The sequence below is a fragment of the Comamonas koreensis genome, from assembly GCF_014076495.1.
Classification (GTDB): domain Bacteria; phylum Pseudomonadota; class Gammaproteobacteria; order Burkholderiales; family Burkholderiaceae_C; genus Comamonas; species Comamonas squillarum.
The window spans coordinates 126,966-140,253 of the sequence record NZ_CP043575.1; the positions used below are offsets into that span (position 1 = coordinate 126,966).

Annotated in this window: 10 protein-coding genes and 2 pseudogenes; 4 read left to right on the plus strand and 8 right to left on the minus strand. The window is 55.1% G+C overall.

Going from position 1 to position 13,288, the window contains the following annotated elements; genetic code table 11:
- Window positions 1-290 precede the first annotated feature (290 nt).
- From copD to F0Q04_RS00615, 4 genes are all read right to left on the minus strand, one after another.
- Window positions 291-1,217 carry a copper homeostasis membrane protein CopD gene (copD, locus tag F0Q04_RS00600; RefSeq protein WP_021027124.1) on the minus strand — a complete coding sequence of 309 codons (927 nt, stop codon included), beginning with the start codon at window positions 1,215-1,217 and terminating at the stop codon, window positions 291-293.
- Between the two features lie 4 nt (window positions 1,218-1,221).
- Complete coding sequence (copC, locus tag F0Q04_RS00605; protein WP_021027125.1) at window positions 1,222-1,608, minus strand: copper homeostasis periplasmic binding protein CopC; 387 nt, start codon at window positions 1,606-1,608, stop codon at window positions 1,222-1,224.
- A 108-nt stretch (window positions 1,609-1,716) separates the two neighbouring features.
- Window positions 1,717-2,688, minus strand: a complete 972-nt coding sequence (locus F0Q04_RS00610; RefSeq protein WP_021027126.1) for a copper resistance protein B — start codon at window positions 2,686-2,688, stop codon at window positions 1,717-1,719.
- 25 nt (window positions 2,689-2,713) lie between these two features.
- On the minus strand, window positions 2,714-4,576 hold the full coding sequence (locus F0Q04_RS00615; RefSeq protein WP_182343969.1) for a copper resistance system multicopper oxidase: 1,863 nt from the start codon (window positions 4,574-4,576) through the stop codon (window positions 2,714-2,716).
- A gap of 365 nt (window positions 4,577-4,941) precedes the next feature.
- Here F0Q04_RS00615 and F0Q04_RS00620 point away from each other — a divergent pair, with 365 nt between their 5' ends.
- Window positions 4,942-5,625, plus strand: a complete 684-nt coding sequence (locus tag F0Q04_RS00620) for a heavy metal response regulator transcription factor (protein ID WP_021027128.1) — start codon at window positions 4,942-4,944, stop codon at window positions 5,623-5,625.
- Entirely contained in the window at window positions 5,626-7,056 is a 1,431-nt protein-coding gene (locus tag F0Q04_RS00625) for a heavy metal sensor histidine kinase (RefSeq protein ID WP_182343971.1), read from the plus strand.
- Between the two features lie 13 nt (window positions 7,057-7,069).
- On the opposite strand, the gene F0Q04_RS00630 is transcribed toward F0Q04_RS00625, so the two are convergent.
- Window positions 7,070-7,354: a heavy-metal-associated domain-containing protein gene (locus tag F0Q04_RS00630; RefSeq protein WP_084635807.1), complete on the minus strand. Its 285-nt coding sequence runs from the start codon at window positions 7,352-7,354 to the stop codon at window positions 7,070-7,072.
- A 197-nt stretch (window positions 7,355-7,551) separates the two neighbouring features.
- Here F0Q04_RS00630 and F0Q04_RS00635 point away from each other — a divergent pair.
- A pseudogene (locus tag F0Q04_RS00635) lies at window positions 7,552-8,193 on the plus strand (IS5 family transposase); the annotation flags it as partial.
- Between the two features lie 73 nt (window positions 8,194-8,266).
- On the opposite strand, the gene istB reads toward F0Q04_RS00635, so the two are convergent.
- Together istB and istA are read right to left on the minus strand one after the other, a co-directional pair.
- A complete protein-coding gene (gene istB / locus F0Q04_RS00640; RefSeq protein ID WP_182343973.1) occupies window positions 8,267-9,070 on the minus strand; it encodes an IS21-like element helper ATPase IstB in 804 nt (267 codons plus the stop codon).
- Entirely contained in the window at window positions 9,060-10,586 is a 1,527-nt protein-coding gene (gene istA, locus F0Q04_RS00645; RefSeq protein ID WP_182343975.1) for an IS21 family transposase, read from the minus strand. The genes istB and istA overlap by 11 nt, the downstream gene beginning before the upstream one ends.
- 106 nt (window positions 10,587-10,692) lie before the next feature.
- Between istA and F0Q04_RS00650 the strand changes: the two are divergent.
- Window positions 10,693-10,992: pseudogene (locus F0Q04_RS00650) on the plus strand (transposase); the annotation flags it as partial.
- Window positions 10,993-11,052: 60 nt separating this feature from the next.
- On the opposite strand, the gene F0Q04_RS00655 reads toward F0Q04_RS00650, so the two are convergent.
- The gene (locus F0Q04_RS00655) at window positions 11,053-13,221 is read right to left on the minus strand and encodes a phage infection protein (RefSeq protein WP_182343977.1); all 2,169 of its coding nucleotides are present in this window, start codon (window positions 13,219-13,221) and stop codon (window positions 11,053-11,055) included.
- Window positions 13,222-13,288 lie beyond the last annotated feature (67 nt).

Genomic DNA, 13,288 nt, shown 5'->3' on the forward strand with positions numbered 1-13,288 from the left:
CCTTCGCGATGTTCGATCGATTCTTGGCTCTTACACCATGTGAATGTCAAGCCAGAATCTGCTCGAGAAATAACTCTGTCCGCCTCTTCTGAGGTCCCGCAACCTGAGTACGGTGCTTGTGGTCATCTCAATCCAAGAAATGATTCTGGGGTTGAGGTGGCCTTTGTCATGACTACCTGACACGGAGATCATCCAAGCACGAATCCTCCGAAGCGATGTACCCTTCCTCTCCGTATGTAGTTCTGCCTTGTGCAGTCCCCGTGTCAGCTGTCGGTGGGTGATCTAAAGGTTCAAATTCCTTTTGGCGAAAGAATCCCTAACCAAGCCACACTCGCCAAAACCAGAACTGCCAGTGTTGCTTCCATGAACAGGCTCTGGCGTAGCTTAGCGACTGCTTGTGCATGATTTCCAGAGGTCAACGATGCCTCCAGACTTGGACTTAGCCGGAACCGATTTGCCGAAGCCAAAGCAAGCATTCCGAGAACCAGCAACAGCTTGCCTAACAGCAACTGACCATAGAGTGTCGAAACAAGCGGATCAAGCGAAGGCCCTGCGATCAATACGTAGTTGAGTACACCACTGATCCCCAGAACGACCACGATCAGCGTCCCGACCTGGGCGAAGCCATTTGATGTTCGGCTCAATATTGCTACTGTGTTTGATGCCTTATTCGCACTCGATACGGCCAAGATCAAAAAGGCGAGTAACGCACCGACCCATGCCCCTGCAGCCCAGAGGTGCGAGATGTCCGAAGCCAGGTGGATGTATCCGCGCACTCCATCGTCCATCGCACCATGACCAGTCCAGGCCAGGGTCGCGAGTGCCACACCGCTAGATACGGACATGGCAACAAAGCGCAATGTTGGATTGAATTTCACCAATGCGATCAAGATGCAAAGCACAAGTGCAAGAATACGAATGCACCAAGCTAGGCCCATGTGGGTGCCGGTGATGAGCATCTCGAACACATGCGTTGATAACTCGGTATATGTTTGCGCACCGGACATTGCCTTGGCAAGGACTGTCATGCTGACCACGGACAGCCCAATTCCGAATGCTGCAAATGCACCGACACATATTCGATAGCTGCGCGCAATTGCCAAGGATCGCTCGTCACGGCCAAGGGCATAGACGCCAAACATGGCAACGCCAAAAGCCGCTGCCATGTCCAGATAAAGCGCAAGGCGCAATACGATGGTGAACCAATCCTCGGCCATGTGCTTACTTCACCTGGAATGTGACGTTGCCATTGATAGGGTGTGTATCTGACGACACGGCACGCCAATCCACACGATAGGCACCAGGCTGAAGCGTCTGGGCAGGAGTAATGACCATGGTTTTGCCATCGCTAGCGCCAGAGACGCTTGCGCTGACCTTCATTGCGCCGTGATTTGGCATTCCGGGCATCCCCGTCATGATCAAGTTCGCTGCGGAGAACTGAGGAACCAGCGTCTCAGAGAACTTCAACTCAATCGTTGCAGGGGCCGCGACCTGCGACTTATCCGCAGGCGAAGAGGAAACTAACGAAGGATGTGCAAATGCTGCGGAAGCGAACATTGTTGCGGCGATTGGCGCGATGAATTTTGCGACCAGGCTTGAGCGATGCATGAGGACTCCTATTTAAGTGTGATAGTGGTTTGAAAGGGATGTCGAATCTAGGACGGAGGAGTTGGCGCACCCAAGGACGCGCCAACTAGGAGTAAGACATTGGACAGGCTAGAACCAGAAACGGACACCGGCCACCCAACGTGTTTGCCGAGCACGGCCGCCTTCTGCGCGAACGAGATCTGCGGTACGCCCGAAACTTCCCGCACGTTCCACACCGATATATGGAGCGAACTGACGGCTGAACTCGTAGCGCAGTCGCAGGCCAGCAGATGCTTCGGCTAGGCCCTTGCCGATATGGCGCTCTGGATCATCCTTGCCGTAAAACTGCATTTCAGCTCTAGGCTCAAGGATCAGGCGCTGAGTCAGCAATAGTTCGTAGCTTGCATTTAGGCGAAGCGCAGTTCTGCCACCACTGCCAACATAGGCTGTGGCCTCCAGCTCGAACCAGTAAGGGGCTAAGCCCTGTACACCAAATGCTAGCCATTGACGGCTAGGCCCCACTCCGTTGTCTAAGCGCACACCGAGTTGCGTATCCCAGTAGGTTGTGACCGCCCTGCTCCATAGCAGCTCGGTGCGAGCCTCTTCGAGCTTTCCTTTGGCGACGTCACCTTCTGCCTTTAAGACAGCTTTGTTGTATGCGGTGCCATACCATGCTTGCAAGTCATAGGCCGTCGAATCCTCGCCTCTACGCGAAAAACGGCGTTCCAGGGTCTCACCTCGCAGCGAGGCAAAGGTATGCTCGTCCGCAAGCATCAAGCGTGGGACGCCAGGCACCGCGTAGTCGCCCGATCCCAAGGTCAACCCATTGGAGTACCCATGAGGGTCACGAGCATCTGGAGGTGCGGATCCCCCTTGCATCTGCATGCTGCCGTGATCCATCGCAGGGGCACTTGCGGCGCTTTCAGTCATAGCGCCATGACCGGCGTGTGGATCAGCTGCAGTTGTGGCGGGGCTTGTCGGCGCTTCCATTTGCATACCGGCTTGACCATGCGATGAATGGTCGCTTTGGGCCTGTGCCGCAATGCTCACAAGAGCAAGGACTGCAGTGGACAATGCACGAATAGGGAGTGCTTTGGACATTTTTGATCTTCCTTGTGATGTTTGTTCAAGACACTACGACTTCGCGGAACATGCCAGCATCCATGTGGAACATCAGGTGGCAATGCCAAGCCCAGCGTCCGAGAGCATCTGCCGTCACCAAGAAGCTGATGCGTTGTGCAGGCTGTACTGGCAAGGTGTGTCGACGGGCAAGGAAGCGACCATCAGGGCTCTCCAGTTCACTCCACATACCATGCAAATGCATTGGGTGAGTCATCATGGTGTCGTTGTGTAGGATGACCCGCAAACGTTCACCGTGACGGAAGTGAACAGGTGTTGATTGCCCGAACTCCAAACCATCAAGAGACCAGGAATAGCGTTCCATATTGCCGGTCAGGTGCAACTCCACCTCACGTCCTGGACCGCGCGAGTCCATTGGACCTGAAGGCGTATGCAGATCTGCCAAGGTCAGCACCCGTCTGCCGTTATTGCGCAGACCGATGCCCGGATCGTCGAGATTGGTGCGTGCCATATCGACCCGCATATCAGTGCTCGCCCCATACTCCGTTCGGGCATGGCGTGCGGTAGTGCTGGGCACAGCCAATCCTCCTGCTGACATGGCATGCTGACTATGGTCCATCGCCATACCACCGTGATTCATGCCGCCCATCGCACCATGAACCATGCCGGCCATTGCCCCCGACATACCAGCCATGCCCGTCATCCCAGACATGCCGGTCATCTCCATGTCGGCACCGGAAGTACCATGGCTCATGGCGCCCATCATGTCGCTCATACCCAGCCATTCGACGGGATCGAGTGCAGGGACAGGAGCTTGCAGACCTTCGCGCACTGCTAACGTAGCGCGTGCATAGCCTGTTCGGTCCATCGACTGAGCAAAGATCGTATAGGCGTCATCACGTGGCTCGACAATCACGTCTATGGTTTCGCCAGGGCCGAATCGGAATTCATCGACAGTCACAGGCTCTACGTCGACGCCGTCAACATGCACCACAGTGAGCTTCAGACCCGGAATACGTACGTCATAGAAGGTATTGCCCGCACCATTGACCATGCGCAATCGGACACGCTCGCCCGGACGGAAAAGAGCAGTCCAATTGCCTGCAGGTGTGACGCCATTTGCGAGGTAGGTCAAAGTCGCAGAAGAGAGGTCGGCTAAATCCGTTGGACTCATGCGCATCTCGTTCCACATCTTGCGCTTGTCTAATGCCGCCGACACTCCATCACGCGATACATCACGGAAGAAGTCGAAGATCGTGGGCTGGTTGTAGTTGTAATAGTCGCCCTGAACCTTGAGTTTTGCGAAGACGCGCATGGGGTCTTCGTCAGTCCAGTCAGAGAAGAGCACGACATGGTCACGATCTGCACGGATAGTCTCAGGTCCTGCGGGATCGATGATGATTGCTCCGTACATGCCGGTGAGCTCCTGCATGCCTGAATGTGAATGATACCAGTAGGAACCGCTTTGCTGAACCTTGAAACGGTAAGTGAACGTCTCTCCAGGAGGAATGCCCGCAAAGCTGATGCCTGGAACTCCGTCCATCTGGTAGGGCAAGATAATGCCGTGCCAATGAATAGAAGTGGCCTCGCGAAGCTTGTTCGTGACTCGAATCGTCACCGTCTCACCCTCTCGCCAGCGCAGGGTTGGTGCAGGAAGCGATCCATTGATCGTTGTCGCCATGCCAGGCTTGCCTGTAAAGTTCACGGCGGACTCGGCGATCACCAGATCGAACTCGTTACCCTTCAGCACCGGAGCGGCCCCACGGACTGTGGAGCTCTGCTGAGCGAATGCCATGAGCGACTGCGTTGACAGGCCCGCCAGCACGCCCCCCGCTGCCAGCCCCTGAACGAAGCGCCGACGAGAGAACCCCTGAGTGGGAGTGACAATAAATGGCGAATGACGCGGCATACGGTGAAATCCTCCAGAGCTTTCAACAAAATCGTTTTCAGCGACGCTGCCTGAAACAACAATCGCTCGATATGTTCAATATACTAGGGCGCACCGAATTTCGATGAAGTGACTCACGCATTACATTCATGTAATGCTCGCGTCATGTTCTGTGCGACTGGGGGCGTCTATCCATAAAAGCGTTCGTTGCCACCGGGAGGCTCACGCTGCTCGCCACGATTGACGACTTCCCAGGAGGGAACAACAAGGCCGTGTTGAGCCTTTCTATCGCCAGGATTTCATGAACATTACATTTTTCTTATCTTCATGTCAGAGTGCATCAAACTCGGCACACTCTTGATCGTCCACTGCAGCGGAGCGAGTACATGAGGATTTTGATTGTCGAAGATGAGCCTAAAACAGGTGAATACCTGCGCCAAGGACTGACCGAGGCTGGCTACATTGCTGACCTCGTCTCAAATGGCTCAGACGGCTTACATCTGGCTCTGCAAGGTGAATACTCCTTGGTGATCTTGGATGTCATGCTGCCGGGCCTCAATGGTTGGCAGGTGCTCCAGTCTCTGCGTGATCGGGGACTACATATGCCGGTCCTGTTTCTTACTGCACGGGACCATGTCGAGGACCGTGTCAAAGGACTAGAGCTCGGCGCAGATGATTACCTGGTAAAGCCGTTTTCGTTCGCAGAGCTACTCGCCAGAGTTCGCATCATTCTTAGACGCGGACATCCGGCCAATGAAGGTACTACTCTGACTGTTGCAGATCTCGAGCTAGACCTGCTGCGTCGCCGCGTATCTCGCAACGGCAAACGTGTTGACCTCACAGCCAAAGAGTTCGGACTCTTAGAGTTGCTGATGCGCCGACATGGTGAAGTGCTGCCACGTTCATTGATCGCATCGCAGGTATGGGACATGAATTTCGACAGCGACACCAACGTCATTGAGGTGGCCATGCGCCGTCTGCGGGCCAAAATTGACGAAGGCCACTCGATCAAACTGATCCAGACCGTACGGGGAATGGGCTATGTGCTTGAAGTCCCCGAGGAGGAATAGGTGCAGCGTCTCACTCGCAAGGTAAAGCTCTCTTTAACGAGTCGCTTGGCCCTCTGCTTCACGGCTGTTGCGGCAGCCGTAGTGCTAGGTTTAGGCGGCCTATTTCTAGTCGTTACAGAAAAGCATTTCGTGGAATTGGACCGAATGACGCTTCAGGACAAGCGCCATTTAATCGAGAAAATTCTCCAGAACACCAAGTCAGTCGATGATGCTCGTTGGCGTTTAAATGAGGCACTGAACTATCACGAGGATCTTCAAGTCCAGGTGAAAGATGCCCAAGGAGAAACCGTATTTCAATCGCCCGCATCCGGCTTCGCAGTGCCGGATCGCAATTCGGCTTTTATCGACAAGGAAGGATCGTTTGGTGTGTGGCGGCATGCAGACGCAGAATTCCACATATTAAGCTTTGAGACGCTACCGGCCTACGCACCATCACCATTAAAGGTACTGATCGCTGCAGACACCAAGCATCACATCCAATTTCTCGACGGAATTCGAGCAAGCTTCGCCATCTATGTAATTGCAGCAATTTTTTTGTGCTCACTGCTATCTTGGCTCGCTGCGAGACAAGGGCTGGCACCGTTGCGTGAGATGAAATCACGGGCAGCTGTTGTGACAGGACAGAAGTTGAGTGAGCGCATGCCGGTCGAGGCTGTGCCCGTTGAAATGGCTGACCTGGCGCATGAGCTCAATCGCATGCTGGATCGGCTGCAGGACGATTTTCAGCGCCTGACAGATTTCGCGTCTGATTTGGCTCATGAACTACGTACGCCCATCAGCAACCTGTTGACGCAGACTCAGGTTGTGCTGGCATCCAAGCGTGATGCCGCGACATACCGAGACATTCTTGCCTCAAATGCCGAAGAGTTTCAGCGTCTGGCTCGTATGGTGTCAGACATGCTATTCCTGGCCAAAACCGAACGAGGCGTAAGCTTGCCGCGCAAAGAGCAATTCTCCGCAAAGCAAGAAGCATATGTATTGCTGGAGTTTTACGAGGCTGTCGCGGAAGAAAAGCAAATTCATTTGAAGCTAAAAGGCGATGGACGCGTTGATGGTGATCGGTTGATGTTCCATCGTGCTGTGAGTAATTTGCTATCTAATGCTTTGCGCTACACGCCGCAGGCAGGGACGGTCACCATCGACATTGCGGCCTCCACCTCCTGGACACTTGTCACTGTGGAAAATACAGGGCAGGACATTGATCCCAAAGTCCTGCCCAGGTTATTTGACCGCTTCTATCGCGCTGACCCCTCCAGGGCACATCCGGACTCAGACGGTAGCGGATTGGGTTTGGCGATTACCCGAGCGATTGTTGAAGCCCATGGTGGCGCCATTGCAGCAACTTCAGCCGATGGACGAACTCGCTTCACCTTGAAATTTCCCACTCCGCAGCCGACTTCCAAAGCAGATCAGAAAACAGGTTTTTCTTGAAAGAAAGAAGACACTATCCGCAGCAAGATGTCTTTGCTGAAGTTGAGCCGCAGCATTTCGTCTGCGGCTTCTCAGCGTTAGCCTCCTCGGCTGTGGCTAACGCCAATAATTCTGGAGCGTATCCAGCGGTCTGAATAGCCAACATGTAGTCGGTGTCGCTCAGATCGCCGGAGACGTGCACTGTTTTATCCTGAGGATTCACTCCGATCTTTGCGGCATCATCTATCGCCAAAATGGAGCGCTGGATCCGCGCGGCACAGACACCACATTTCATGTCATTGATGCGAAAAATAGCCATTACGTACTCCTTTAAAGCTTGTGGCTAAAGTTTCATTCTTCACATGATGTGAATGTCAAGCATCTGTCTGCACAAGCACTGGAGCACGCTGTGTACGTCAAGTACGTTGGCCTTCACTTTTCGCTTTGGCATTATTGGTGTGCAGATTTGGGGCGTTGTTGCATAAATGCCGGTCGCAGGTGAGGTAGGCTCGAGAGATGAGTGAGACGAGCTGGGGTCGGGTTAAGTACCGCACAACGAACTGGAAGGCGTACAACGCAGCGTTGAAAGCGCGGGGAGACCTGACCATATGGCTGGATAAGGACATGCAGTGGCTGGCCCAGCCCAGGGGCAAGCGTGGTCGTTGCCAGAAGTTCTCAGATGCGGCCATCCAGTTTTGCCTGACCATCAAGGGCTTGTTTGGGCAGCCCTTGCGCCAGACGCTGGGCCTGGTGCAGTCGCTATTGCGTATGGCAGGCCTGCCTTGACCAGTGCCCTACTACAGCACTGTGTGTCGCAGACAAAAGAGCTTGGAGGTGCAGGTGCGCTACCGAGCAAGCGACAAAGGCTTGCACCTGCTGGCTGACTCCACGGGCATCAAGTTCTTGGGCGAAGGTGAGTGGAAGACTAAAAAGCACGGCGCAGAGCGCCGCCGCCAGTGGCGCAAGGTGCATCTGGGTATTGATGCCCAGACACTGCAGATTCGGGCTATCGCAGTCACAACCAATGAAGTAGGTGACTCGCCCATGGCCGCTGTCGTACTGGGCCAGATCCCCAGCCATGAACAGGTAGCTAGCTTCACTGGTGATGGGGCCTATGACACCAAGGATGTGCATGAGGCCTGCTACCTGCGGGGAGCCTGTTGATTTCCATGCAAACCTGACCCACCATTTCCATCCAATCTTGACCCACTCTGATTCGTGAGTTGTTGGCTCACGATGAGGCTAGAGTTCTGCTGGTCCTCTCCTTCTTCACGGTAGTTGGTGGTTGCTGTGCGGAGCTGTTCTTGAAGCGAAAGCTATCATTGCCAGTCTCCAGAATATGACAGTGATGCGTGAGCCGGTCCAGCAAAGCCGTAGTCATCTTTGCATCTCCGAATACGCTGCCCCATTCACTGAAACTCAAGTTGGTGGTGATCACCACGCTAGTGCGTTCGTAGAGTTTGGACAATAGGTGGAACAGCAATGCCCCACCAGATGCGCTAAAGGGTAGATAGCCCAGCTCGTCCAAGATGACCAAGTCTGTATACGACAACCTGGTTGCAAGGTGCCCAGCCTTGCCCTGAGCCTTCTCTTCCTCCAACACATTCACCAGCTCGACCGTCGAGAAAAAGCGTACCCGCCGATGGTGATGCTCAATGGCCTGAACACCGAGCGCTGTGGCAATGTGGGTCTTGCCTGTTCCTGGTCCTCCGACCAGAACCACATTGTTGGCATCCTCCAGAAATTCGCATCGATGCAACTGACGCACCAGCGCTTCATTTACTTCGCTGTGGCGAAACTCAAAGCCAGCCAGATCCCGATACGCAGGGAATCGGGCTGCTTTGAGTTGATATGCTACTGCGCGTACCACTCTCTCTGCTGTCTCTGCTTTAAGCAATTGGGACAGGATAGGTTGAGCGGCTTCAAACGCAGGAGCGCCTTGTTCGGCTAGCTCACTGACGGCCTGGGCCATGCCGTGCATCTTGAGCTCGCGCAGCATGATCACTATGGAGGCGATGGCTGGGTCATGACGCATGGCGTACCTCTCTGAGTTGGTCATAGCGGCGCACGTTGGCCTGGGGCTCTACCGACAACTGAAGTGCTTGTGGAGATGTGACAGGCGCTGGAGCGGTGGTTCCATCGAGCAACCGGTGCAGCACATTCAGTACATGGAGCTTGCTGGGCACACCCGCTTCCAAGGCCAGCTCCACTGCGGCAAGCACCGCTTGTTCATCGTGGTGTAGAACCAAAGCTAGGATCTCCACCATCTCTCGGTCACCGCCAGGGTGCTTAAGCAAAATAGATTGCAGCCGCTTGAAAGCAGCGGGTAGCTCTACGAACGGAGCTCCATTGCGCAATGCGCCTGGCTTGCGCTGCAGCACAGCCAGATAGTGGTGCCAGTCGTAGATGGTTTGGCCAGAGCCATCGTGGCGGCGATCAATGATGCGCTGGTGCTCACAGACTATCTGACCTTCGGCAGCAACTACTAGACGATCTGCATAGACGCGCAGACTCACAGGCCGATTGGCATACGGCGCAGGAACGCTGTAGCGGTTGCGTTCAAAGTGAATCAGGCAGGTGGGCGAGACGCGCTTGGTGTGCTCCACAAATCCATCGAATGGCCGTGGAGCAGGCATCAATGAAGTTTGCTCTTGGGCCCAAACATCGGCAATGCTGCCTGGTAGTTTGCCGTGCTCAATCTCTCGCCATAGCGCAAGGCAGCGCTCTTGAAGCCACGTGTTGAGTGCAGGTAGATTCGCAAGAGGTGGAACAATCTGCCATAGGCGGTGGCGGGCGTCTCGTACGTTCTTCTCCACCTGGCCCTTCTCCCAGCCCGAAGCAGGATTGCAGAACTCAGCCTCAAACAGGAAGTGGCTGACCATTGCAGCAAAGCGTGCGTTAACGTCCCGCTCCTTACCGCGTCCGACACGATCCACTGCGGTGCGCATGTTGTCGTAGATGCCCCTGCGAGGCACTCCGCCCAGAACAGCGAAGGCATGGTTATGCGCATCGAACAGCATCTCGTGCGTTTGCAGAGGATAGGCTCGCACGTAAAACGCACGGCTGTGGCTGAGCTTAAAGTGCGCCACCTGCAGCTTTGTGCGCACGCCGCCAAGCACAGCCCAGTCCTCACTCCAGTCAAACTGGAAGGCCTCACCAGGCCCGAAGACAAGGGGAACGAAGGTGCCTCTACCTGTAGTTTGCTGCGCCAGAACGTGCTGTTTATGCCAAACGCGAGCAAAAGCAGCCACGCGGTTGTAGGAGCCCTGATAGCCCAAAGACTGCAGGTCCAGATGCATTTGCTTGATCGTGCGGCGCTGCTTGCGAGAGCGTGTCGCCTCAGTCTTGAGCCAAGCAGAGAGCTTGGCCGTGAACGGATCAAGCTTGGAAGAGCTGACCCGCTTGGCATAACTGGGCTCAGCTACGTCTGATCGCAGGTACTTGCGGATGGTATTGCGAGACAGGCCGGTTCGGCGAGAGATCTCGCGGATGGACAACTGCTCACGCAATGCCCAGCGGCGGATGACACTTAGGATTGCCACGTCTATCACTCCTGGTCTCCTGCTGCTCAACATAGCTGCAGGCTAGGGTTAGTGCGTGGGTCAGAATTAGATGGAAATCCTGGGGGTTAGTGGGTCACTTCTGTGTGGAAATCAACAGGGAGCCATTCCAATCATCCCGCCACGCAAGGGGGCGAAGCTACGCAAGGGGCTGGCATTTGCTCACCGCAATGAAGCGGTCAAGGCGTGTAGGCAGTTGGGGCGGGCTATCTGGAAACGCTGGAGCGGCTACCACCGAAGGTCTCTGGTGGAGACCAAGATGAATTGCTTCAAGCGCCTGGGCGAGAAGGTGATGGCCAGGACGTTTGAACGCCAGGTGGCCGAGCTCAACATTCGCGCTTCAATCCTCAATCAATTTACCGCTCTGGGCACGCCCCAGACGGTCGCTGCTGCGTAAATCCGTCTGAGGTTTGGGGTAGCTCGGCCTCAGGGTGATTTATGCAACAACGCCCCGCAGCTAGACCAAGCCGACAACTTCTGCGTGAAGTCGGCGGAGGTGTTGGTCGGACATGTCCAAGATAGGCTCGTACATGAACGAGTTCAGATGAATGTTCTCCGGCGTCATGAGCAGGACACGCTGGATAACGCCAACATTGGCTAGCTCCGCAGGGAAGTCGGTTCGGTAGCGCTTGAGGAGCGCGGGAGTCTGATTGGCGGTAATACCGGCCAGCCAAACCGCGTCGTTGATTCTGGCGGCCATGAACCGCTCAGCCTGCAGGCGGGTAGCGATCGCCAACACGACCTTGTTCTCGAAATTGATGCCGTCCGGTGCCTGCAGACAGGTAGCGACCTCTGCGGCAAGAAGATCAACGACACGGGCCGCGGGGTTACCCGACTGTCCGGCGGCGCCAAACAGTCTGGCATAGATGCCATCAAGATCTGCAACGGTGATCTGATCCGTGCTGACTTTCCAGTGAAGCAACGAAGTGAGGAGCAGGTAATCGGGGTCGGCCTCGCCTTTCGTGTACTCGATGAGGTTGCGCATGAAGGGCACGCAGCAGATCTTCTTGCGGTTGTCGGCAAAGAACGCTGGTTTCCAGGCATTGATAAAGACGTTGCGTACGCCCTGAGCCGCCTCGAGCGTAACGCCGGCAGTCGTCTTTGACACCATGAAGCAGTTCTTCCGTTGAACGAGGCGACGGCTCTCGATGGTCCTGTAGAAATCGAAGTTGTGGGTCAGGATGAGCAGCTTGAAGTGCCGATCCTCAGCCAAGTCGGAGAGATACTGAACGATGGCGTACTTGTTCTTGTAGTCAAAGGAGTCCGCGATGTCGTCTACAACAAGAAGTGTCTGCTGGCCAGCCGCACGACGCACCTCTATGTCGAACAGCATGTTCAGGACGTGGAACGCTCTCTTCTCGCCGGTGCTGAGTGTTTGCAGCAGGGCGTCCCGCTCGACTGGCGCATGGTCGTTGCCATCCTTGAATACGAAGCCCAGGCGCGGTGCCATCTCCTTACCCAGCACCACCTGGATCTTGTTGGCCACTTCAAGATGGAAAGGAACGATGAAGCGGTTGTTGAACATGTCAATGACGTCTTGCCATTGCGTGTGTTCCTGGCCGGCTTGCGCTTCGATCTCGGCTGACCGCACGGCAGCTTGTTCGATCTTGATTATCAGGTCTACGTACAGAGCGTGGTTCGCCTTAAGGTACGACATCCAGAGCTTCTTGTTGAAGGCAGCTAGGTCGGCGAGCTCTGGCAGCAGATCTTCGTGCCCTTGCAAGTACGACTCGAACTCGCGGAGCTGAGCGTTCTTCTGTATCTGCTTCTCGAGCTCCTCATACTTCTGGCGCAGCGCGGCGTCCTCAGAAATCTTGGCGCGCTCGGCATCAACAAGGGCTTGGAGCTCGGCCTCAGAGTTGATCTCCTTTTTTTCTTCGCCGTTGAGGTTCACAGAATGCTTGGCCTTGAAGAAGCCGCTGACCTTCAACTCTTTGGCCACGTTGGTGGCCGCGTAGTAGTTGAAACCGCCTTTCTTGAAGTACTTAGAAGCCGCTAGCAGTTCGTTGTACTTCTTCGTGTAGTCATTGATAGCCGTGCGGAAATCACCTTGTGCTAGGAACGCGACGACCCGTTCGTCGTTCAGTACGTCGTACGAAACGTTCTTGAATACGGGCTCCCAGTCTTTGGCTAATTCCTCTTTCAAGCTGGAAAGCGTCGCATCGAAATCCCCGTCGGTAGGTGCGAACGCCGACAAGATCTCGCGCTCAATCGGTCGTTTGGTTTTTGCGGTGGCCTTGACTGCGGTTATCAGGGCAGCCCGCGCAGCAGTGACACCCGCGTGCAACGCTTCGTATTCCTGCCGGAGCTCGGCATTTACCAGGAGGGTCGCAGTGGCGTTTCCTTTGCTGGAAAATTCCTCGTAAGGCCTTAGCACGAGCACATTGGCGGCACCAATGTCGGCACTGTTCTCATCCTGGACCACACGCACAGTGGCGCGGTTCGGGAAAATTCGGTCCCGAGATGCGTTGCCATCGGCGATGTCCTGGAAGGTGCTGGCCAGCGAACTCTTCATCGAACCGTTGGGCGCGTAGATGGCGACCGCAGCACTTTTATCGAAGTTCAGCACAACGTCAAGTTTGCGGATTCCATAGCAGTGCTCCAATTGGAGCTTCAACTTATCCATGTTCTCTCCCTCGTTGTGGTTCTAACGTACAGCATTCCCACCGCTATTCCAATTCGTACTTCACCGG